Origin of the sequence: Herbaspirillum sp. meg3, assembly GCF_002257565.1 — a bacterium.
Classification (GTDB): domain Bacteria; phylum Pseudomonadota; class Gammaproteobacteria; order Burkholderiales; family Burkholderiaceae_D; genus Herbaspirillum.
Map to the genome: position 1 here is coordinate 21,016 of NZ_CP022736.1, position 22,859 is coordinate 43,874.

Below are 22,859 nucleotides of genomic sequence, written 5' to 3' on the forward strand. Positions count from 1 at the left end.
TCATGAACAAACCTGTGCTGCCAGAAGACGAATCGCAAGAGAAGTACCTCGTACCAGGCCTGGAACGCGGCCTGCGCCTGCTGTGTGAATTCAGCCGTCAGGACAAGACCCTGTCGGCGCCGGAACTGGCGCGCCGTCTCGACGTGCCGCGCTCCACCGTGTTCCGCCTGCTGACCACGCTCGAACGCATGGGCTTTGTCGAACGCAACGACGGCGGCCGCGACTACCGCCTCGGCATGGCCGTGCTGCGTCTCGGCTTTGAATACCTGGCCTCGCTGGAACTGACTGAAATCGGCCGTCCGTTGCTGGATCGCCTGCGCGATGAAATCGGCTACTCCTGCAACCTGGTCGTGCGCGATGGCCGCTCGATTGTTTATGTCGCCAAATCGGTTACGCAAACCGCCTTCGCCAGCCACGTCAACGTCGGTACCCGTCTGCCTGCACACGCTACCGTGCTCGGCCGCGTTCTGCTGGAAGACCTGACCCTGGCCGAACTGCGCGACCTGTATCCGGAAGAACACCTGGAAGTTTTCTCCAGCAATACACCGAAGACCGTGGTCGAGCTGTTCGACATGGTGCAAAACGACAAGATGCGTGGTTATGTGCTGCAAGAAGGCTTCTTCGAAACCAGCATCTCCACCATCGCCGCACCGGTGCGCGATCACTCGGGCAAGGTGGTGGCCGCCATGGGCGCGACGATTCCATCGCCGCACATCGACACCGACCAGCTCGACCAGATCGTGCTCAAGGTACGCGACACCGCCGGCGAACTGTCGCGTCTGCTTGACCATGCGCCTGAGAAATCCGGCAAGGTCGTCAACATGTGGCGGGAGTAACAGAAATGAGCATGATTGAACTCGAAGGCAAAGTCGCCGTCGTGACAGGCGGCTCTTCGGGCATCGGCCTGGCGACTGTCGAGCTGTTGCTCGAAGCCGGCGCAGCGGTCGCTTTCTGCGGCCGCAACCAGGAACGTCTGCAACAGGTGGAAGCGCAACTGCGCGCGCGCTTCCCTGCCGCAAAATTGTTTTCGTCGGTCTGCGACGTGCTGTCGCAAGAGCAGGTGCAAGCCTTTGCCGCCGCCGTGGAAGTGAAGCTCGGCGCGGTCTCGATGCTGGTCAACAATGCCGGTCAGGGTCGCGTGTCGACCTTCGCTGATACGGAAGATGCAGCCTGGACTGAAGAGCTGCGCCTCAAATTTTTCTCGGTGATTTATCCGACCCGTGCCTTCCAGCCGCAACTGCAACGCATGAGCGCTGCGCACGGCGAAGCCGCCGTGGTCTGCGTCAACTCGCTGCTGGCGATCCAGCCGGAGCCGCACATGGTGGCGACTTCCGCCGCCCGCGCCGGCATCCACAACCTGGTGCGCTCGCTGGCCACGGAATTCAGCACACAAAAAATTCGCGTCAACGGCATCCTCATCGGTCTGGTGGAATCCGGCCAATGGCGCCGTCGCTTCGAAGCCCGCACCGGTGCGGATCGCGACCTGTCCTGGGAACAATGGACCCAGGCGCTGGCGCAAAAAAAGAATATTCAACTCGGCCGTCTAGGTCATCCACAGGAAGCCGCCCGCGCGATCATTTTTCTCGCAACGCCGCTTTCTTCGTACACAACAGGCAGCCACATCGATGTTTCAGGAGGACTTTCCCGCCATGCCTAAGCAAAATCAACCCGTAGAACAAGTCACCGTCGGCTGCGCCATCGCCGCCTTTCTCGAACAATGCGACGTCAAGGCCGCATTCGGTGTGATCTCGATCCACAACATGCCTATCCTTGATGCCTTTGGCGAACGCGGCAAGATCCGTTTCATCCCGGCACGCGGCGAAGCCGGCGGCGCCAACATGGCTGACTCGTATGCACGCACCACCGGCGGCCTCGGCGTTTGCCTGACCTCCACCGGCACCGCCGCCGGCAACGCCGCCGGCGCCATGGTCGAAGCACTGACCGCCGGCACGCCGCTGCTGCACCTGACCGGCCAGATCGAAACGCCTTACCTCGATCAAAGCCTGGCCTACATCCACGAAGCGCCGGATCAATTGTCGATGCTCAAAGCGATCTCCAAGGCCGCCTTCCGCATTCGCAGCACAGAGACCGCCATCAGCACCATCAAGCTGGCCGTGCAGACTGCGCTGACGCCACCGATGGGGCCGGTCAGCGTCGAGATTCCCATCGACATCCAGGCTGCACTGATTCCGATGCCGTCCGATCTGCGTCCGTTGCCGATCGCCGTGCAAGCGCCTTCCGAACTCGCACTCGATGAACTGGCCGAGCGTCTGCTCAAAGCCAAGCGTCCGCTGCTGTGGCTGGGTGGTGGTGCGCGCAAGGCAAGCAAGCAGGTGCAACGTCTGCTGAATCTCGGCTTTGGCGTGGTCACCAGCACGCAAGGCCGCGGCATCGTGGCGGAAGACGACGCACGTTCGCTGGGCGCCTTCAACCTGCACAAGCCGGTGGAGAATTTTTACCAAACCTGCGACGCTGTCGTCGTGATCGGCTCGCGCCTGCGCGGCAATGAAACGCTGAAGTACGAATTGAAACTGCCGCGTCCGCTGTACCGCATCGATGCCGATCCATCGGCGGAAGGCCGTTGCTATAACAGCGACCACTTCGTCTGCGGCGACGCTGCGCTGGCACTGGAAGGGTTGGCCGATCGTCTCGAAAAACGCAAGAGCGCCATACAGATCGATCCGGCCTTCATGGGCGATTTGCAAAAGGCACGCGACACCGCCGTTGCCGGTCTGATCGACGGTCTGGGCCCGTACAGCGCGCTGGTGGAGCAAGTACAAAAAGCCGCCGGCCGCAAGTTCAACTGGGTGCGCGACGTCACCGTCTCGAACAGCACCTGGGGCAATCGCTACCTGCGTATTTTTGATCCGCTGGCCGGCGTGCACGCACTCGGCGGCGGCATCGGCCAGGGCCTGGCGATGGGCATCGGCGCCGCCATCGGCGCGGCGGTCACTCAATCGGGCAAGAAGACCTTCACGCTGGCCGGCGACGGCGGCTTCATCCTCAATTTGGGTGAGTTGGCGACTGCCGTGCAAGAGAAGGCCGACATGGTCATCGTGCTGATGAATGACAAGGGTTACGGCGTCATCAAGAACATTCAGGACGTGCAATACGGCGGCCGTCGCCACTACGTCGACCTGCATACGCCGGATTACGCACAACTGTCGCAGGCACTGAGCCTGCGCCACGCGCGCGTCAGCAACCTGGCCGATGTCGAAGGCGCACTGAAGAACGCCTTGTCCGAGTCCGGCCCGTTCCTGTTGGAAATCGACATGCTGACCATCGGTAGCTTCAAGACCGCTTTCGCCGGTCCGCCGGTGACGGAAAAAGCAGCCGCTGAAGCCGCTGCAGCTTCCATCGCGACGACCAAAACTGCCGCAGCTGCAGCCGCCTGAAGAGACTAAGGAGAAACCCATGTTGCATGTTTCGATGATCGGTTGCGGCGCCATCGGCGTCGGCGTGATGGAGCTGCTGAAAAGCGATCCGGAAGTCGCCTTCGATGTCGTCATCGTTCCGGAAGCGAACATGGCGAACGCCCGTACCGTGGTGTCGTCGCTGGCCCCCAAGGCACGCGTCGAGACCCGTCTCGGCGATGACCGTCCCGATCTGCTGATCGAATGCGCCGGCCATCAGGCGATCGAAGAGCACATCATCCCGGCGCTGCTGCGCGGCATCCCTTGCATGGTGGTGTCCATCGGCGCGCTCTCGGAACCCGGCCTGGTCGAAAAGCTGGAAGCCGCAGCACGCGAAGGCAAGACCCAGGTGCAGCTGCTGTCGGGCGCCATCGGTGCGATCGATGCCTTGTCGGCAGCACGCGTCGGCGGTCTGGACTCGGTGGTCTACACCGGCCGCAAGCCGCCCAACGCGTGGAAAGACACACCGGCCGACGGTCCTTTTGATCTTGCCAACCTGACTGTTGCGACGGTGATCTTTGAAGGCACTGCACGCGAAGCGGCGCGCCTGTATCCGAAGAATGCCAACGTCGCTGCGACGCTGTCGCTGGCCGGTCTCGGCCTCGATCACACGCAAGTGCGTCTGTACGCCGACCCGGGTGTAACGGAAAACGTGCATCACGTCGAAGCCAAGGGTGAGTTCGGCGGCTTCGAGCTGACCATGCGCGGAAAGCCATTGGCAGCCAATCCGAAGACCTCGGCGCTGACCGTATTCAGTGTGGTGCGTGCGCTCGGTAATCGTGCACATGCGCTGTCCATTTAAGTGATGTGAATAACAAATCATGACCGAACTGAATCTCAACGAGACATTGCCCATCTGCGTCGCAGGTGAATGGCGTCTGGGCGGCGGCGACCGTTACGCCACGCTGTACCCGGCTACCGGCGAAGCCGTCGCTTATCTGAACGCCGCCAGCGTGGCCGATGTCGAAGAAGCCATCGTCGGCGCCGACAAAGCCTTCCGCACCAGCGGCTGGGCCCAGAAGAAACCGCATGAACGCGCCATCGTCCTGTATCGCGTTGCGCAACTGATCCGCGAACGCGGCGAAGCGTTGGCGCAGCGCCAGCGTCTCGACAACGGCAAGCCGATCACCGAGACACGCAATCTGGTTGGCAGCGCTGCCGCGACCTTCCAATTCTTTGCTGCCGCTTGCGAAACATTGGAAGAAACCATCACGCCGATGCGCGGCGACAACCTGACCATGAGCGTCTACGAAGCCATGGGTGTGGTCGCTGCGATCACGCCATGGAATTCGCCGATTGCCAGCGAAGCGCAAAAGATGGCGCCCGCACTGGCCGCCGGTAACGCCGTGGTGGTCAAGCCTGCCGAAGTCACGCCGCTGATGGCGCTGGAACTGGCCAAGATCTGCGAAGAAGCCGGTGTGCCGAAAGGCCTCATCAGCGTGCTGCCCGGCAAGGGCTCCGTGATCGGCGACGCCATCACGCTGCATCCGCTGGTCAAGCGCGTGTCCTTCACCGGCGGCACCACCACCGGCAAGCACATTGCCCACATCGCGGCCGACAAGATGATGCCGGTCTCGCTGGAACTGGGCGGCAAGTCGCCGACCATGGTGTTTGAAGACGCCGACATCGACCACGCCGTGGCCGGTGTGCTGTACGGTATTTTCAGCAGCTCGGGAGAATCCTGTATCGCCGGTTCGCGCCTGTTTGTGGCGCGCAGCATTTACGACAGCTTCATGGAACGTCTGGCCGCAGGCGCAGCTGCGTTGCGCGTCGGCGATCCGGCTGACGAACGCACGCAAATGGGCCCGCTGATCACTGCGCGCCATCGCGAAGGCATCGAATCCTACGTCTCCATCGGTGTCGCTGATGGCGGTCGTATCCGCACCGGTGGTACGCGTCTTGCAGGCGATCAGTTTGCGCGCGGTTACTACTACTCGCCGACCATCATCGAAGGCGTCACCAACGATCAGCGCATCTGTCAGGAAGAAATTTTCGGACCGGTGCTGGTGGCGATGCCGTTCGACAATGAAGAAGATTTGATCGCTCAAGCCAACGACAGCGTGTACGCATTGGCAGCCGGCATCTGGACGCGTGACTACAAGAAGGCATGGCGTTTCGGCCGTGCGGTGCAGGCCGGCAACGTGTGGATCAACACCTACAAGCAGTTTTCGATTTCGACGCCGTTCGGGGGCTGGCGCGACAGCGGTCTGGGTCGCGAAAAGGGCCGTCTCGGCATCCTGCAGTACATGGAGCAGAAGAGCATGTATTGGGGATTGAACGAGAACCCGCTGCCGTGGGCCGGCTAAATTAAATGCGTTAATCGCCGCCGCGACCGTGAAGCATGCGTCGGGCGGCAACAAGGAGCAAGAAATGGATGTATTAGGAATCGACGAAATCACCTACGGCGCGGACGACATGCCCGCCTGCCGTCAGTTCTTCCTCGACTGGGGCATGACGTTGGCGCAAGGGAGCGCCGAGGCGTTGGTGTTCGAATCGCAAAACGGCTGCCGCGTGATCGTACGCAATAGCGCCGATCCGACTTTGCCGCCGGCCATCGAAGCCGGTCCGACCTTGCGTGAAGTGGTGTGGGGCGTATCGTCGACAGATGTGCTGCCGAAATTTGCGGAACGCATCAAGGATCAGCCGGGCTACATCAATGATGGCAAGCGCGTTGGCTGTACCGACCCAAATGGTCTGGCCATACGCTTTCAGGTTTCGCAAAAGCGCGACGTGCAAGTCGAGTGCGCCACCATGAACACCTGGAACGAAAAGAACCGCATCAACCAGCGCAGCCCGGTCTACGACCACGCCTCGCCGATCGAAGTCGGTCACGTGGTGTTCTTCGTCAAGGACGTCAAGGCCTGCGAAAAATTCTACTGCGAGAACTTCGGCTTCGTGCCGTCCGACCGCTATCCGGAACGCGGCGCTTTCCTGCGCTGCGCCGACGTCGGCGGCCACCACGACATCTTCCTGTTGCAACCGCCGGAAGCACGTTCGGGCCTGAACCACGTCGCCTTCACCGTGCGCGATATTCACGAAGTCTTCGGCGGCGGCATGCACATGTCGCGCAAGGGCTGGGACACGCAATTGGGCCCGGGTCGTCATCCGATTTCGTCGGCGTATTTCTGGTACTTCAAAAACCCCGCCGGCGGCCTGATCGAGTATTACGCCGATGAAGACCAGCTCGACGCCGACTGGGAGCCGCGCGATTTCGAACCGGGTCCGACGGTGTTCGCCGAATGGGCGATCGACGGCGGTATCGACGGCAATACCCGCCGTCAAAAGAATGCACAAGGGCCGACAGGAAAATTCCTGACCGACCGTCAGCCGACACACAAGTAATCGGAGCAAGTTAAATGTCTTCTTTCAAAATCGGTATTCTCGGCGCGGGCATTGGTGGTCTGACTGCCGCTATCGCGCTGCATCGCGCCGGCCATGATGTGGTCGTGTACGAACAGTCCAAGCAATTTCTGCGCGTCGGCGCTGACATCAATCTCACACCAAATGCTGTGCGTGCACTTGACGGTCTTGGCATCGCGGACGCTGTACGCCGTACCGCTGCGCGCCCGACCCATCGCATCAGCCGTACCTGGGACAGCGGTGAAGAAACCTCGCGTCTGGAAATGGGCGACACCGCCGAGAAGAAATACGGCGCACCGCAACTGACCATCCATCGCGCCGATTTGCTGACGGCGCTGGCGGAAGTGTTCCCGTCCGAGCGTGTGCAGTTCGCCAAGCGTGCCGAAGCGATTGTGGAAGATGCACAAGGCATCACACTGAGCTTCACCGACGGCACTACCGACAAGGTCGACGTGCTGATCGGCGGCGACGGCATTCACTCCGCCGTGCGCAGCGCCATGTTCGGCAAGGAAAGCCCGCGTTTCACCGGCGTGGTTGCGTTCCGCGCCGTGATCCCGGCCGACAGCGTGGCGCAGGTGCCGAACCTGCAAGCTTTCACCAAATGGTGGGGCCCGAATGCGGAAAGCCAGATCGTCACTTTCCCGCTTAACTGCGGCAAAGACATTTTCATCTTCGCGACCACTGCGCAAGAAACCTGGCACCTCGAATCGTGGACCACACCGGGCAGCGTGCAGGAACTGCGCGACAGCTACGCCGGTTTCCATCCAGACGCCACCGCGCTGCTGGACGCCTGCGATGAAGTGTTGAAGACCGCGCTGTACGAACGTGATCCGCTGCCGCACTGGTCCAAGGGTCACATGACACTGCTGGGCGACGCCAGCCATCCGATGATGCCGTTCATGGCGCAAGGCGCCGGCATGGCGATTGAAGATGCCGTGGTGCTGGCGCGCTGCCTGGAAAAAGTGACGACCGTCGGCGGTATCGATGAGGCGCTGCAAACCTATCAGGAACTGCGTCTGGAACGCACCAGCAAGATCCAGATCGGTTCGCGCGGCAACAACTGGCTGCGTGAAGGCGGCAATGCGGATTGGGTGTACGGCTACGACGCCTGGTCGGTTCCGCTTGAAGTGGAAACTGACGCCGAAACGGTCTGAGGGGCTGAGTGATGAGCGACACCGACAACAAGTCTGACCTGATGCTGCTGACCGTGCTGCTCAAGCACGATCAGTCGAAAAATCTGGAAGACATCCAGGCGCACATGAAGAAGGTGGGCTGGTGGGATCGCTTTCCCGTCGAAGGCACGCGCGTGGTGTCGTGGACCGTGGCCATGGGCCTGGGCCAGATCGTCACGCTGGAACTACCGCCGGCCTTGCTGCCGCTGGTGAACGTGGAGCTGGAACGCTCCGCCTGGGGCGTGTTCCGCACGGAATGCTACCCGACTTACGATTTTGTACCTGTGCGTGAGCGTATTCGCGAGCGCGTCAAGAATGGAGGCCAATAATGGTTGCAACAGTCACAGAGGTTTATCTCAATCCGCATCAGGCGCGTCGTCGTGCGCCGACCCAGTATGAAGATCTGCTGGGTGATTCCATCGAGCGCGCGTATGGCTCGGGCATCACCGAGCTGGCCGCGCTGGTGGCGCATCTGAATCGCACCGGCCCCGGCTGTCCGTACAACAACGGCGTCTGGACGGAAGCCAATTATCAAGAAGAGATTGCTCGCCTGGCAGCTTAAGCCGGCAGCCAGCCTACCTCAGGAGAAATAGCAATGAGAACGACAGCCAATGATCCAGTCGATGCGGTCCTCGCCGTTGGATTGAAAGATTTGTGGTACCCGATTTGCCCATCTGAATTCGTCGCCGAGCGCCCTGTGTCGCTGCGCCGTCTGGGCAAGAAGTTTGTACTCTGGCGTGAAGCCAACGGCACCTTGCACGCGCTGGAAGATCACTGTCCGCACCGCGGCGCGCCGCTGTCCATGGGTATCGCCATGGGCGACCGCATCGCCTGCGGCTACCACGGCGTGCAAGTGCGTTTTGACGGCGTCGTCATGAGCGTGCCTGGCAGCCCTGGCTGCAAACTGGAAGGCGCCAAAGCCACCCGTTCGTATCACGTCACCGAAGCCTGCGGCGCGATCTTCTTGTTCAACGCCAGCAGCGACATCGCCGAACCGCCGCCGCTGCAATTGCCGGAAGAACTGACCAGCCCTGAGTATTCCAACTTCCTCTGCTACACCGAATGGAAGGGCGACTACCGCTATGTGCTGGACAACGTCATGGATCCGATGCACGGCACCTTCCTGCACAAGCAATCGCACTCGATGGCCGAAGGCGACAACACCGCCTCGTTCGGCATCCGTGAGACCGACATCGGCTTCATCTTCGAAAAAGAAGGCCAGCGCGACGTCAACTTCGACTGGACCGAATGGGCCGACACCGGTCTGCACTGGATGCGTCTTGCGATCCCGTATCCGAAGACCGGCGGCCCTGGCGGCAGCTTTTACATTGTCGGCAGCTACACGCCTATCGTCGACAACATCGCTGCCGTCTTCCACTGGCGTTGCCGCAAGCTGACCGGCTGGCAAAAAGACACCTGGCGCTTCCTCTATCGCAACCGTCTGGAAGCGCGTCACTGGAACGTGCTGGAGCAAGACCGTGCCGTGCTCGAAGTAATGGAACCGGACGCCAACCAGCGCGAAATGCTGTATCAGCACGACATGGGCATCGTCCGTCTGCGCCGTCATATGCGCAACCTCGCCAAGGAGCAACTGGCGAAGGAAGAAGCCGCGCAGGAAAGCAAATCGGCAAAGGCAGCGTAGGTAGATGACTACGCAGATGACTACGCCGATGACGACAGTGCGTCACGTCAAGACCGGCAAGGTGGCCGAGCTGGCCACCGCAACCTGGTCCAATTGCCTTGTGATCGGCAATGAGATTTCCATGTCGGGCATGACCGCGCATCCGGCTTCGCGCAACAGCGTTCTATCGACTTATGAGCAGACGCTGGTGGTGCTGGGCAAGGTGCGCGATCTGGTGGAAGCGGCCGGCGGCACATTGGGCAGCATCTACAAGCTGGTGATTTACGTGAAGGATATTGCGGACAAGGACGAAGTGGGTCGCGCGCGCCGCGATTTCTTCAAGGCACCTTATCCGTGTTCGACGCTGGTGGAAGTCAGCGGTCTGGTGTTTCCCGAATTGACGGTCGAGATCGATGCATTCGCGCGGCTCGACATCGATTTGCAGCAAGCAGTGAATTAACAAATTCAATAGGTTCAGTATGAGCAGCTCTCTTCTTTCCGTCCGTGTCCAGGCCATGCGCTTCGAAGCGCAGGGCATCGTCAGCGTCGAGCTGGTGTCGCCTGAAGGCGCAGAGTTGCCCGCCTTCGAAGCCGGTTCGCACATCGACCTGCATCTGGCCAACGGCATCGTGCGCAGCTATTCGCTGCTGAACGCCCCGGCCGAGCGTCATCGCTATGTGGTCGGCGTGCTCAACGATCGCAACAGCCGCGGCGGTTCGCGTTATGTACACGAGCAACTGCGTGTCGGAGCGACGCTGACGATTTCAGCGCCGCGCAATAATTTCCCGGTTGACGAGAGCGCCGCACATTCGGTGCTGATCGCCGGCGGCATCGGCATCACGCCGATCTCCTGCATGCTCAATTACCTGCGCGGCAAGGGCAAGTCGGCCGAGCTGCTGTACTGCGCGCGCTCGCGTGCGGAGGCCGCGTTTGCCAACGAGCTGCTGCAACAGCCGGACGTGAACAGCCACTTCGACGCCGAGAAAGGTGCGCCGCCGGACCTGCGCGCTTTCCTCGCGAGCAAGCCGAAGGACGCGCATTTCTACTGCTGCGGCCCGACGCCGATGCTCAACGCCTTCGAAGCGATTTGCGCCGAACTCAATCTGCCCAACGTGCACATTGAGCGTTTCGCGGCAGCCGAAAACGTCGAAGCCGTACAAGGCGATGAATACGTCGCTGAACTGGCGCGCAGCAAGAAGTCGGTCACGGTACCGGCCGGTAAATCCTTGCTGGATGCGCTGCTGGATGCTGGTCTTGACGTCGACCACAGCTGCCGCGAAGGCGTCTGCGGTGCCTGTGAAACCAAGGTGCTTGAAGGCGAACCGGAACATCGCGATGGTGTGCTGAGCAAGGCAGAAAAAGCCTCGAACAAGATGATGATGGTGTGCGTGTCCGGATGCAAAGGACGCCGCCTGGTACTGGATTTGTAGGAGCTTCCGATAAAGCATCGCTAGCCGCGTTGCGCCAACTTGCCGTGCATTTGCACTGTCTGCGTTGACGCGCCTTGCTATCGATACTTTCTCGAAACCTCTGAGTAGTGTTCTCAAAAATGCCCACAAGCGTCGGGCATTTTTTTGAGCCCGAACATTTTTGTGGAACGTTGATTCATGGGTGAAACAAAGGCCTGATTCGACGCTCCGCGAAGAGCCGCTAACAACGCACCGCTGGCAAGGCGCGCCGACGCAGACAGTACGCGAGTACGGCAAGGAGAAGCAACGCCGCCAGCGGTGTGTTGTTAGTGGCTCTACAGGATTCACCTTTCATCGGCGCGGGGCAGATGAGAGCAGTGAACGCGGCGTCAGCCGTGCTTAATTGAAGGGGAGTTTTTCATGAAGAAGGTACTCTTTGCCGTCGCCGCCACCGGCTTCGCGGCAAGCGCATTCGCCCAGAGCAACGTGACGATCTACGGCAGTCTGGACGCAGGCGTGGCATACATCAACAACCTCGGCGGCGGTTCCGTTACTCGTCTGGACCAGGGCACCATGCAGCCGGACCGTATCGGTTTCCGCGGTAGTGAAGATCTGGGCGGTAACCTGAAGGCCAACTTCCAATTGGAAACCGGCTTCTACACCGACACCGGTAGCCAGCCGACTGCCGGCAAACTGTTCAATCGCTACAGCACCGTCGGCCTGTCCGGCGACTTCGGCGCGGTGGTGATGGGCCATATGCCCGACATCGTGTTTGACTATGTCGGCAAGCTGTCCAACGGCTATCAACTGACCAACTGGTACCTGTTCCACCCGGGTAACCTGGACAGCCTGGCCAACACCTATCAGTCCGACAATGCAGTGCGCTACACCACGCCGACCTGGTCGGGCTTTCAGGCAAGTGCGATGTACGGTTTCGGCGAAGTGGCAGGCGACAGCGGCAACGGCCGCAACATCAGCACCGGCGCAAGTTACACCAATGGCCCGTTGCGCGCAGCGTTCGCTTATTCCAAGCTGAACAATCGCGCCGCCGGCTATGCAGGTGCATTCCTGTCGAGCGTCGGCCTGGGTACCGCCGCTACCGTCTTCAACAGCCTGACGACAACTGCCGGCGGTATCGGCTACACCATCGGCAACGTGCGTCTGAACACCGACTACACGCAAGTCAAGATCGCGTTGCCTACCGGCCGGACACCGAAACAGAAGAACTTCGATCTGGGTGCAGCATGGCGTTATGCAACTGCTGACACGCTCAACGTCGGTTACAGCTTGTCCAAGCTGGAAGGCGCACGCTGGAACACAGTCAGCCTGAGCAACGTGCATGCCTTGTCCAAGCGCACTGAGCTGTACGCGCAAGTGGCGTACCAACGTGCAGGCGGCGATGCGAAGTTTGCCGTCATGAACGGTACTGGTGCAGGCGGCGCAACCGGCGTGTCCGGTGGTTCCGGGCAGATGGTGACAACTCTGGGCATGCATCACTCGTTCTAAATCTACTCGCGATCTCACTGCGAGGTCGTAAGCAGATTCACGTTGTAGTCAGTTCAGTAGTTCATGTAGCAATGCAACCCGGCGCCGACCGACATCCCGGCGCCGGTTTGTTTAGAACTCATTTCATCAATAGGCGTGAGATGCGTTCTTCCCGGATAGGGTCCTGGCAAGGCGTGCGACACGTCGCGTAGCGGTGCTACGCGCAAGGAGCGCAACGCAGCCAGTACCCTATCCGGGAAGAACCCGTAGGGAGCGGCCTGTTTGGGCGGATTGCTGCGTTACGAATCAGGGTCAAGACGTCCAGTCTTGACCCTGATTCGCGCCTTGCACTCCATCCCAAACAGGACACGCTCGCACTCACGCCTATTGATGAAATGAGTTCCAGGGGAAAGAAAAAGATGACTAAATTGAAACTCGGCACGCGTCTGGGCCTGGCGTTTGGACTCGTCGTATTGCTGCTGATCGGCATCACCGGCCTCGGCATCCAGAGCCTCGGCGCTCTGCACGACGGCACCCAGCTGATCGTGAAGAACCGCTATCCGCAAGTGGTGGTCGCCAACGACATCGTGCTGCAGATCAGCGACAACGCCATTGCCATGCGCAACATTTTGCTGATCGACGACCACGATACCTTGCTCAAGGAAATCCAGCGTATCGAAGACGGTGAAAAAGGCATCCACGCCAACCTTGCCACGCTCCAGCAAATGTTGTCGAGCGACATGGGACGCAAGTCTTTCGGCGAGATATCCGCACTGCGCGAGACGTATGAAAAAGGCCAGAAGGAATTCCTCAAGCTGGCCTCCACCGGCGCCACCATGGATGCGTCGCAGTTGCTGCTGACATCCTTGCGCACGGATCAGCAAAATTATATCAACCGCGTCAAAGGCTTCATCAAGGGCGGTTCCATCGTGATGGCCAAGAGCAGCGTCGAGGCCAGCGATCTCTATCACAGCAAGACCGTCATCATGCTGAGCATGGCCGCCGTCGCCGTATTGCTGGCCTGCGGTTTTGCGTACTGGATCACGCGTTCGATCACGCGTCCCGTCAATCACGCGGTGCAGGTGGCGCAGAGTGTCGCCGCAGGCGATCTCAGCAGCCACGTCGAAGTGACTTCGCAGGACGAGATCGGCCAGTTGCTGATAGCGTTGAAAGAGATGAACGGCAGCCTTACCAACATCGTGTCGGAAGTACGCACCGGTGCCGACACCATCGCCACCGCATCGAGTGAAATCGCCACGGGTAATCTCGATCTGTCCAGCCGCACCGAACAGCAGGCCGGTTCGCTGGAGGAGACGGCCGCGACGATGGAACAGCTGACTTCCACCGTCAGGCAGAATGCCGAGAACGCGCGCCAGGCCAATCAACTGGCGGCGACCGCCTCCGACGTTGCTACGCACAGCGGCTCGGTGGTGGCGCAAGTGGTGACAACCATGGGCTCCATCAGCGAATCGTCGCGCAAGATCGTCGACATCATCAGCGTGATTGACGGCATCGCTTTTCAGACCAATATTCTCGCGCTCAATGCCGCAGTGGAAGCGGCCCGTGCAGGTGAGCAGGGTCGCGGTTTCGCCGTCGTCGCCAGCGAAGTACGCAGTCTGGCGCAGCGTTCGGCTGGCGCGGCGAAAGAGATCAAGGCGCTGATTGACGACTCCGTGGAAAAGGTCGACCTGGGCAGCAAGCTGGTCGAACAGGCCGGCAGCACCATGGACGAGGTCGTCGCCAGCGTCAAACGCGTGAGCGACATCGTCGGCGAAATCAGCTTCGCCAGCCAGGAGCAAAGCTCAGGCATCGAGCAGGTCAATCAAGCTATCACGCACATGGATGAGGTGACCCAGCAAAACGCTGCACTGGTCGAGCAAGCGGCTGCCGCTGCACAATCCTTGCAGGATCAGTCGGCCAATCTGGCGCAGGTGGTGGGGGTGTTCCGTTTGAATTCTCACGATGCGCCGCGCTTGGCGAAACCGCTGACGTCGGCGGTTGCTTCTGCTCCACGCATCGCGCCGACGGAGGTGCGCAAGCTGGCGCGAGCGCCCGCATCTGCACCTGTGAGGACGCCTGCATTGGCGAACACTTCCGGCGTACCGGCCGGCGACGGTGACTGGGAAACGTTCTAAGGCTTAAGCAAAGCGCTCAGGTAAAACGCTTAAGTAAAACGATTCTGCGGACGCGCCAGCCCCAGATGCTGGCGCAGCGTATCGCCTTCATACTCCCGGCGGAACAGGCCGCGTTCCTGCAAAATCGGCACGACCTGTTCGACGAAATCGGTCAGTGATTCGGGCAGGTAGGCCGGCATCAGGTTGAAGCCGTCACAGGCGCCGCTGCCGAACCATTCGGCGAAGTTGTCGGCGATCTGCTCGGCGGTGCCGGCTACTACACGATGCGAGCGGCTGCCGCCGAAGCGTTTGCCGAGCTGGCGCAAGCTCAGGTTGTCGCGCTTCGACATTTCCTGCACCAGCTTGTAGCGGCTTTGATTGCCGCGAATCTCTTTCAGCTCAGGCAGCGGTTCGTCCAGCGAATACACTGACAGGTCGTGGTTCATGCTGTCGGACAGCAACGCCAGTCCGCCCAGCGGGTGCACCAGATCTTCCAGATGGCGCAGTTTTTCTTCGGCTTCGGCCTGCGTGGCGCCGATGATCGGCATGACGCCAGGCAGGATCTTGATGCTGTCTGGCGTGCGGCCGTATTTGAGGACGCGGGCATGGATGTCGTTGCGGAATTCACGCGCTGCCGCGATCTGCGGCTGCGATGAAAAAATCACCTCTGCCGTCTGCGCGGCAAAGTCTCGTCCCGTATCCGACGAACCCGCCTGAATCAATACCGGATGTCCTTGCGGCGGACGTGTCACGTTGAGCGGACCACGTACGCCGAACCAATCGCCCTTGTGATGCAGGTAGTGCACCTTGGAGGGATCGGCGTAGATGCCATTCTCCTTGTCGAGCACCAGCGCATCGTCTTCCCAGCTATCCCACAACTTGGTCACGACATCGAGGAATTCGTGCGCGCGCCCGTAGCGGGTTTCGTGTTCCAGATGTTCCTGCTTGCTGAAGTTGAGCGCTTCGCCGTCGTTGGTCGAGGTGACGATATTCCACGCGATGCGCCCGCCGGTGAGGTGATCCAGCGTGGCGAAAGCGCGCGCAAGGAAAAACGGTTCGTTGTAGGTCGTGGAGGCGGTGGCGGCCAGACCGATTTTTTCCGTAATCGCACCGAGGGCGCCGAGCAGCGAAATCGGTTCAGGGCGTGCTTGTGCGAGGTAGCGCACGGTCGTGTCGAAGCGATTATCGAAGCGGTCGGAAATCGCCAGCCGGTCGGCAAAGAAAATCAGATCGAACTTGCCCGCCTCTGCCGTCTGGGCCAGCTTCTTGTAATAGGCGAAGTTCATGGTATTGGCCGGATCGACGCCGGGAAAGCGCCAGCCGGCCGCATGGTGGCCGACCGACATGAGGAAGGCGCCGAGGTGCATCTGCTTGGATGGTGAGGTAGACATGAAGATGTATCCAGCGAATTATTTGACGGAGACCGAGGCATCCTTGATCTGCACGGCCTTGGGAATCAGCTTGTAGCGGAAGAAGGTGTTGGCGACTTCCTGCTGCGCGTCGACGATGTTGGGCGGCAGCGGGTAGGCGACGCCCCAGGCCTGGCGTGTCAGGGCAAGTTGCCAGATTTTCAGCGGTACGCGCGTGTCCTTTTCGAGGAAGCGCGCGGTCTCGTCGGCGTGCTCTTTGGCGTATTGCTCGGTATCGTTGAGTTTGTCGAGCGTGATGCGCAGGATAGCCGGATAGGTTGCGGCGAACTTGGCGGGTGCGACGTAGAAGCTGTATTGCGGCGTCAGTTTTGACGCGGTCACCAGGGGGCGGGCGCCGATGTTCTGTTCGACGTCGGCCAGACGCGGATCGGGCACCACCCAGGCGGCGACGTCGCCGCGTTCAAAGGCCGAGCGCGCTTCGCTGTATTGCAGATAGGCGAAGACGATGTCATCCGGTTTCATGCCGTCCTGTTCCAGCGCTTTGAGCAACAGGTATTGTCCGGCTGATCCTTTGGCGACGGCGATCTTTTTGCCTTGCAGGTCTTTCATGCGGCGCGCGGTCGATTCTTTCGGCACCACGACCGCGTAGTTGTCTTTATAGGCAGCGGCGTAACCGATATAACGGATCTCGGGTGCACCGCCGGCCTGCGCGAAGACGGGCGGTGTCGATCCGACGAAGCCGAGATCGATGTCACCGGCGTTGAGCGCTTCCACCATCGGCGGGCCGAAGGGAAACTCGAACCATTTGACCGTGACGCCGTTGGGCGCAAGGGCTTTCTCCAGTTCTCCGCTGGCTTTGAGGATGACCAGGCTGTTGCCTTTCTGATAGCCGATGCGGAATTCCTTGGGGTAGGAAGAGGCGGATAAGGCAGGTGCAGCTGCGTGAGCGAGGTCGGCGGGCAGGTTGAGCGTGAACGCAAACAGCGCACCGAGGACGAGCTTGAAAATGGGGGCGGACATGGAGTTCCAGCAGTGAGTGAAGGACGGTCGCTGACGATAGCATCGGCACGGCGCGAAATTAACGACTCTTTCCGCATGTCGATATGCGGTGATCTTCTGTGGTGGATGAGCAGCCATCATTGCTGCAGGCTGGATGAACCGGCTTGTTTAAGACTTTTCTCATATCTTGGGTAAGGTCGAAGCGGCACAATCTGACGCTTGGTAAGGATGCACGCCGGTATCCGTCGCCCGGATAAGGCAGCTGACGCAGAGAGGAAGAAGGCTAACGATGAAATCCATGAAATCACACGCAAAAATAATGAGGGGCCTGTGCAGATTTCTGCTGTTGGGCGCCATGTCGGGTAGCGTCCTGGCGGGAACATGTTCTTACGCGGATGGCACAAGTATGGCCACCTATTCTTTTCAGGGGCCGGGAAGTCCGGTGGTGTTGACCGGCTCGGAAGCGCCGGGAACGGTTCTGTGGAGTTCAGATCGGATCTTCGGAAGTAACGCGGCATCGGCAAATTGTCCCGGCGGTGCCGGATCGGCGGGATTGATTGACAACTTTGGACATCAGACCACGTCCCGGGTCGGATCCTATAACGTGTATCCAACCGATGTGGCCGGTATTGGATATGCGATAGCGGTAAGTTATTTTCCTTTTGGCCTCCAAGGTTATCCGAGTAATCAGGACGGCCCCACTCCCTCCAATGGAGGAAATGGTACTTATAGCCAGCTGCTGTTCATCAAAACCTCCGAAGCCTACTTTTCAGGCACCCGCGCTGAGAGCAACATGTATGGAAATATTGCTACTTGGTACGTGGGCACCAATAGACTGAAGTTGCAATACTTCCAACTCGGGGGGGCGGCGATATTCACCAAGTCAGGTGGCGGTGGAGGAGGAGGTGGTGGCGGTGGAGGAGGTGGTGGCGGTGGAGGAGGTGGAGGAGGTGGAGGAGGTGGAGGAGGTGGAGGAGGTGGAGGAGGTGGCCGGACTTGTTCCATCAGCAGTTCGACCGTCAACCTGGGTTCCACTCCCGTCAGCGCCTTTGCTCGCGTCGGTGCCAGAGGAAAAAACGTGCCCGTCTATGTCAACTTTGCCTGCTCGGCTCAGTTTTCAGACGGGAAAATATCGTTTTCTTCCGCGACGGGCACGGTCAGCGGCATGGATGGCGTCGCCACCTTGTCCAGCGCCAGCGGTGCAGCGCAAGGCATAGGCGTGGTGTTGATCGACGATGATCAACGCACGGCAATCAAATTCGGAACGAAATATGATTTCTTTAGCGGCGTTGCGATCACCAGTTTAAATTTTTATGCGGCCCCAATCCGGATTGCCGACAAGGTCCAGGCGGGCTATATTCAAAGCCGGATGATCGCGACAATAACTTACAAGTGATTGCCAGCGGTGAACGCAACATGGGGCCGTACGATGGATGCACAGGCACGCGTTGCGTTGAAGGTCAGGCAAGGCGCGGCTCCCCTGGGATCTTGTTTGGCTGATGGCACGCAGTGTTTCAAGGCATAATGTCGGCAATATCATTCGCACTGCGCCGTCGCGCACAATTCCACAATGGCAACAGACCAACAACGAAAAAACGTGCATGACGAGCTGGTTTCGGCTCGCATCCGTGCGCGCATCAAAGCTGCCGGCGTACGTTTTCACGCCAACGACAATATTGCTGAATTCATTCAGGACGGCGAGCTGGAAGCGCTGCAGGCTGAGGTGCAGGCCAAGCTGGCCGGCGTGCTCGAGAGCCTGGTGATCGACGTCGAGAGCGATCACAACACCCAGGATACAGCCAAGCGCGTGGCCAAGATGTATTTGCAGGAAGTCTTCCGCGGCCGCTATCAGGCGCCGCCGCCGGTGACGGAATTCCCGAATATCGAACGTCTGAATGAATTGATGATCGTCGGTCCGATCACGGTGCGCAGTGCTTGCTCGCATCACCTGTGCCCGATCATGGGCAAGGTTTGGGTCGGCGTCATGCCGAACGAGCACTCCAACCTGATCGGCTTGTCCAAGTATGCTCGCCTGATCGAGTGGATCATGAGCCGTCCCCAGATCCAGGAAGAAGCCGTGTCGCAGGTCGCCGATCTGTTGATGGAAAAGCTGCAGCCGGATGGTCTGGCCATCGTGATGGAAGCGGATCACTTTTGCATGCACTGGCGCGGCGTCAAGGATACCGAGTCGAAGATGATCAACAGCGTCATGCGCGGTTCTTTCCTGCGCGATGCCAACCTGCGCCGCGAGTTTCTGGCGCTGATCAGGAAATAAGCGGAAGCAAATTTTTCCGCCATCAATTCGCCCTTAATCTGCAAGCCGAAAGGAAGCATCATGCTGGTTCGTCTGATCTACGCAAGCCGCGCCTGTGAACCCATTACCCAGGAGCTGGTCGATACCGTCCTGGCGACGGCGCGCCGTCACAATCCCGCCAATGGCGTCACCGGGGTGCTGTGCCACAGCGATGACGTTTTCGTGCAGGCGCTGGAAGGCGGACGTGATCAGATCAATCAGCTGTATGCGCGCCTGTTGCAGGACAAGCGCCATAAGGATGTGGTGTTGCTGTGCTATGAAGAAATCGGCGTGCGTCAGTACTCCTCCTGGACCATGGGCAAGGTGCGCCTGGACAAGGTCAATCGTTCGCTGCTGCTGAAGTATTCGAGTACCGGCGTGCTCAACCCCTATGATGTCTCGGGCTGTGCGACGGTGGCATTGCTGGAAGAGTTGGCGGCGGCGGGTGCGTTTGCCGTGCGCGATTAACCACGGATAAATAAGGACGCTTAATTGAGTCCGCTGGAAGCCCAGATGGTTTCCAGGTTCGGCAGGTTCGGCATCTTGGACGGATCTGCATACGAGGCGATCTTGTCGCCGCAGCGGGTGGTGGCAAGGTCGATGATCTCGATCGGCAGCATCGACATCGTCGTCGCCGAGAAAAATACTTTCACTTTTGGCGTCAGCAGCGAACCGGGATGCTGGTCGATGACGATGCCTATCTTACCCGAGTGCATCAGCACGCAGGATCCGGTCGGAAAAATTCCTACACTCTTGATAAAGGCTTCGAGGACAGTTTCTTCGAAGTGGCCCTGATTGTTGGCCATGCGCTTGATCGAGTGGCCGGGTTCCCAGCCCGGCTTGTAGGGCCGGTTCGAGGTAATCGCGTCATACACGTCGCAGACCGCGCCCATCTTCGCCATCAATGAAATCTGGTTGCCCTTGAGGTTGAAGGGATAGCCGCTGCCATCGATTTTTTCGTGATGGTGCAGGGAGACGTCGAGTGCAGCATCGCCGATGCCGTCGACACCCCGCAGGATGGCGTGGCCGGCTTGCGCATGTTTTTTGATGGAAGTGAATTCGTCGTCGGTCAGCTTGCCCGGTTTGTTGAGGATGTCTGCAGGTACGGCCATCTTGCCGATGTCGTGCAGCAAACCGGCCAGACCCGCTTGCCGGGTTTCTTCCGGCGACAGGCCGAGCTGGTGGCCGAGCGCGATCATCAGCGCGCACACGGCGACTGAATGCATGTAGGTGTAATCGTCGGAAGTCTTCAGCCGTGCGAGGCTGATCAGTGCGCCGCGGTTGCGCGTTACCGAGGCGGTGATTTCCTGCACCACCGGCATTGCCTGTCTGACGTCCAGCGCTTTGCCCATGCGGGTTTCGTTGAACATGGTCATGATGGCTTTTTTGGAGCTGGTCAAGACGCGTGCGGCCTGGACGCGTTCTTGTTCGGCGCCGACCTGCACCGAGATTTTTGCCTGCCGCGGTTTGGCGGCTTCGGCTTCCGGTTCTGGTGCGGGTGTCGCCGCAGCGGAGGTGTCAACAGCCGGGTTGGACGCATCTTCGACAATGATGTCGCGGCCCTTGGTCGTATCGATCAGGATTTCATCGATCTTGGCAGAACGCAGCGTCTTCAGATCTTCGTATTTTTCCAGCTTGAAAGAACCCCGCCAGAATGGATGATTCATCCACGGGCCGGGGATCTCCTGGACATACATGCCAAGACGAAGTTGATCGGGTGCAATACGCTTCAACACTGCCGGTCTCCGTTGGAGGCGTTAGTAAGGTTGCTGCTGTGAAAGGTGCATGAGTCGTGGGTTTGAGACGACACAGCACAGCGATTGCATGGCCTTATCGTAGCAGAACCTGCTTGGAATGTGGCTGCTGTTTGTGACAGTATTTTGTTGCGGTTTTTGTATGGCGCGGAGAAAAAACGGCATGCAAAAATGCGAACCGCGAACAAGTTGCAATCTGATTTGCAACTTGTTCGCGGCGACGAAACGGCACGACTCGCGTCGGCTATTTTTTGGCGTAGGACGCTGCCGGGTTGGTGGTCAACAAGCGCAGGAAGCTTGCCAGACATGCAGCGCCGGCAAAGCCCGCACCGAGACCCAGCGCCAGTCGCGAACCATGCAGTGCCGACATGCTGAAGCACAAGGCCACCAGTGCCGCGCCGATGCTCTGACCGAACAGACGCGCGGTGGCCACGATGCCGCTGGCGCCGCCGCTGCGTTCCGGTGGCGCGCTGGTCATCAGCGCTTTCAGATTGGGCGATTGAAAGAAGCCGAAGCCCATGCCGCAGACCAGCATGCGCCACGAGATATCGAACACGCTCGGGTTGGCCGGCATCAAGGTCATCAACACCAGACCGATACACAACAGCGCTAGGCCGAAGCCGCCCAGCATGCCGGCCGGATAACGGTCGGACAAACGACCGGCGATCGGCGCCATGATGGCGACGGCAACCGGCCATGGGGTCATCAGCAGGCCGATGTCGACCTGGCTGCGGCCGAGATCATGATGGAAGAAGAATGGCAGTGAGACGAACGCCAGGCCTTGCGCAGCGAACGAACACACCGCAGTGACCGCCGACAGCGCGAACATTGGCCGGCGGAACAGATCGACCGGCAGCATCGGCGCCGGATGCGAAGCTTCGCGGCGCATCAGCAGGTAACCGCACACCAGCGCCGCGATGAATTCCGCCACTACCACGCTGGTCTCGGCCTGATGCGCGCCTTCGCCGATGGCAAGGATGAGCAAGCCGAAGGCGGCGGCGTTGAGCAAGGCGCTCTTGATATCAAAGTAATGGGTCGATTTGGGCGTGTGCGGCAGCGCAGGGATCGCCATCAACAAGCCGATGACGCCAAGCGGTACATTGACCGCGAACAACCACGGCCACGGCGCAATCGCCAGAATCCCCGACGCGACGCTGGGACCGACAGTGAAAGCGATGGCGACGATCAGTGTGTTGATGCCGACGCCGCGCCCGAGCGAACGGGTCGGGTAGATGTAGCGGATCAGCGCCGTGTTGACGCTCATGATGCCGGCGCCGCCCAGCCCTTGCAGGAAACGTGCGACCGTCAGCGAAGGCAGCGACCACGCCACGGCGCACAGCAGCGACGCCGCGGTAAACAGTGCCAGTCCTGCGATGTAAATGCGGCGGTAGCCGACGATTTCACCCAGCGCGGCCAGCGGCAATAGCGACACCATCATCGCCAGCTGATACGCCGTGACGATCCAGACCGAGGCGGCAGGGGTGGTGTTGAGATCCTTGGCCATGACCGGCAGTGCCGTGTTGGCGATGGCCGTGTCCAGCGTGGCCAGGCCGACGGCAATCAGCAGCGTGATGATGGCGAGTGTGCGTTTGTCGTCCGGCAGTCCTTCTCCGGCAATGACGATGTGATGATGTGGGGCGGAGGCGGTAGCCGTGGACTTCGAAGGTTCCATTGGAGCGGTAGTCGGGTAACGGGTGAGGAAGAAGGTAGTGCGAGCGGGTATGAAAGTCCAAAAAAGCGCAAAAACAGCCCAAAACAGCGCTGAAAATTTGCGATCCCTCAGGCCGAAGCGCCCGGACGAAAGCCTCAGCCATGATATACGGGAACTGCCAACGTTGCAGGCGAGGGCTAAGTCGAGGCGCCGCGCAG

General features: G+C 60.0%; 22 protein-coding genes. 17 read left to right on the forward strand and 5 right to left on the reverse strand.

What is annotated here, in order from left to right:
• Window positions 1-2: 2 nt before the first annotated feature.
• From hmeg3_RS00120 to hmeg3_RS00175, 12 genes are all read left to right on the forward strand, one after another.
• Window positions 3-836 carry an IclR family transcriptional regulator gene (locus hmeg3_RS00120; protein ID WP_094561917.1) on the forward strand — a complete coding sequence of 278 codons (834 nt, stop codon included), beginning with the start codon at window positions 3-5 and terminating at the stop codon, window positions 834-836.
• 5 nt (window positions 837-841) lie between these two features.
• Window positions 842-1,657, forward strand: coding sequence for an SDR family oxidoreductase (locus hmeg3_RS00125; protein ID WP_094561918.1), 816 nt, complete (start codon window positions 842-844; stop codon window positions 1,655-1,657).
• A complete protein-coding gene (locus hmeg3_RS00130; RefSeq protein ID WP_094561919.1) occupies window positions 1,650-3,395 on the forward strand; it encodes a thiamine pyrophosphate-binding protein in 1,746 nt (581 codons plus the stop codon). Before hmeg3_RS00125 ends, hmeg3_RS00130 begins: the two co-directional genes overlap by 8 nt.
• 19 nt (window positions 3,396-3,414) lie before the next feature.
• Window positions 3,415-4,215, forward strand: coding sequence for an aspartate dehydrogenase (locus hmeg3_RS00135; protein WP_094561920.1), 801 nt, complete (start codon window positions 3,415-3,417; stop codon window positions 4,213-4,215).
• A 19-nt stretch (window positions 4,216-4,234) separates the two neighbouring features.
• Window positions 4,235-5,719 (forward strand): aldehyde dehydrogenase, encoded by a 1,485-nt coding sequence (locus tag hmeg3_RS00140; RefSeq protein ID WP_094561921.1) that lies wholly within the window; start codon window positions 4,235-4,237, stop codon window positions 5,717-5,719.
• Window positions 5,720-5,783: 64 nt separating this feature from the next.
• Window positions 5,784-6,755: a VOC family protein gene (locus hmeg3_RS00145; protein WP_094561922.1), complete on the forward strand. Its 972-nt coding sequence runs from the start codon at window positions 5,784-5,786 to the stop codon at window positions 6,753-6,755.
• A gap of 14 nt (window positions 6,756-6,769) precedes the next feature.
• Window positions 6,770-7,927 carry an FAD-dependent monooxygenase gene (locus hmeg3_RS00150; protein ID WP_094561923.1) on the forward strand — a complete coding sequence of 386 codons (1,158 nt, stop codon included), beginning with the start codon at window positions 6,770-6,772 and terminating at the stop codon, window positions 7,925-7,927.
• An 11-nt stretch (window positions 7,928-7,938) separates the two neighbouring features.
• A complete protein-coding gene (locus hmeg3_RS00155; protein ID WP_094561924.1) occupies window positions 7,939-8,274 on the forward strand; it encodes a hypothetical protein in 336 nt (111 codons plus the stop codon).
• A complete protein-coding gene (locus hmeg3_RS00160; RefSeq protein WP_094561925.1) occupies window positions 8,274-8,507 on the forward strand; it encodes a recombinase-like helix-turn-helix domain-containing protein in 234 nt (77 codons plus the stop codon). The genes hmeg3_RS00155 and hmeg3_RS00160 overlap by 1 nt, the downstream gene beginning before the upstream one ends.
• 33 nt (window positions 8,508-8,540) lie before the next feature.
• A complete protein-coding gene (locus hmeg3_RS00165) occupies window positions 8,541-9,587 on the forward strand; it encodes an aromatic ring-hydroxylating dioxygenase subunit alpha (protein WP_094561926.1) in 1,047 nt (348 codons plus the stop codon).
• Between the two features lie 4 nt (window positions 9,588-9,591).
• Entirely contained in the window at window positions 9,592-10,026 is a 435-nt protein-coding gene (locus tag hmeg3_RS00170) for a RidA family protein (protein ID WP_094561927.1), read from the forward strand.
• 19 nt (window positions 10,027-10,045) lie between these two features.
• Complete coding sequence (locus tag hmeg3_RS00175) at window positions 10,046-10,996, forward strand: PDR/VanB family oxidoreductase (protein WP_094561928.1); 951 nt, start codon at window positions 10,046-10,048, stop codon at window positions 10,994-10,996.
• Between the two features lie 220 nt (window positions 10,997-11,216).
• On the opposite strand, the gene hmeg3_RS25215 is transcribed toward hmeg3_RS00175, so the two are convergent.
• On the reverse strand, window positions 11,217-11,330 hold the full coding sequence (locus hmeg3_RS25215) for an MYXO-CTERM sorting domain-containing protein (protein ID WP_369828850.1): 114 nt from the start codon (window positions 11,328-11,330) through the stop codon (window positions 11,217-11,219).
• Window positions 11,331-11,395: 65 nt separating this feature from the next.
• Between hmeg3_RS25215 and hmeg3_RS00180 the strand changes: the two genes are divergently transcribed.
• Complete coding sequence (locus tag hmeg3_RS00180; RefSeq protein ID WP_094561929.1) at window positions 11,396-12,481, forward strand: porin; 1,086 nt, start codon at window positions 11,396-11,398, stop codon at window positions 12,479-12,481.
• A 398-nt stretch (window positions 12,482-12,879) separates the two neighbouring features.
• On the forward strand, window positions 12,880-14,595 hold the full coding sequence (locus hmeg3_RS00185; RefSeq protein ID WP_094561930.1) for a methyl-accepting chemotaxis protein: 1,716 nt from the start codon (window positions 12,880-12,882) through the stop codon (window positions 14,593-14,595).
• Between the two features lie 29 nt (window positions 14,596-14,624).
• On the opposite strand, the gene hmeg3_RS00190 is transcribed toward hmeg3_RS00185, so the two are convergent.
• Window positions 14,625-15,965 (reverse strand): LLM class flavin-dependent oxidoreductase, encoded by a 1,341-nt coding sequence (locus hmeg3_RS00190; protein WP_094561931.1) that lies wholly within the window; start codon window positions 15,963-15,965, stop codon window positions 14,625-14,627.
• Window positions 15,966-15,983: 18 nt separating this feature from the next.
• On the reverse strand, window positions 15,984-16,964 hold the full coding sequence (locus hmeg3_RS00195) for an aliphatic sulfonate ABC transporter substrate-binding protein (protein ID WP_157739181.1): 981 nt from the start codon (window positions 16,962-16,964) through the stop codon (window positions 15,984-15,986).
• 385 nt (window positions 16,965-17,349) lie between these two features.
• Between hmeg3_RS00195 and hmeg3_RS24600 the strand changes: the two genes are divergently transcribed.
• The 3 genes from hmeg3_RS24600 to hmeg3_RS00210 all read left to right on the forward strand — a co-directional run bounded on the left by hmeg3_RS24600 (window position 17,350) and on the right by hmeg3_RS00210 (window position 19,704).
• A complete protein-coding gene (locus hmeg3_RS24600) occupies window positions 17,350-18,339 on the forward strand; it encodes a fimbrial protein (RefSeq protein ID WP_157739182.1) in 990 nt (329 codons plus the stop codon).
• A 174-nt stretch (window positions 18,340-18,513) separates the two neighbouring features.
• Complete coding sequence (folE, locus tag hmeg3_RS00205) at window positions 18,514-19,218, forward strand: GTP cyclohydrolase I (RefSeq protein ID WP_094561933.1); 705 nt, start codon at window positions 18,514-18,516, stop codon at window positions 19,216-19,218.
• Window positions 19,219-19,278: 60 nt separating this feature from the next.
• Window positions 19,279-19,704: a BLUF domain-containing protein gene (locus hmeg3_RS00210; RefSeq protein WP_094561934.1), complete on the forward strand. Its 426-nt coding sequence runs from the start codon at window positions 19,279-19,281 to the stop codon at window positions 19,702-19,704.
• Window positions 19,705-19,724: 20 nt separating this feature from the next.
• Here the strand turns inward: hmeg3_RS00210 and hmeg3_RS00215 are convergent, their stop codons facing one another.
• A complete protein-coding gene (locus hmeg3_RS00215) occupies window positions 19,725-20,972 on the reverse strand; it encodes an HD-GYP domain-containing protein (protein ID WP_094561935.1) in 1,248 nt (415 codons plus the stop codon).
• Window positions 20,973-21,234: 262 nt separating this feature from the next.
• Window positions 21,235-22,662, reverse strand: coding sequence for an MFS transporter (locus hmeg3_RS00220; RefSeq protein ID WP_094561936.1), 1,428 nt, complete (start codon window positions 22,660-22,662; stop codon window positions 21,235-21,237).
• Between the last annotated feature and the right edge of the window lie 197 nt (window positions 22,663-22,859).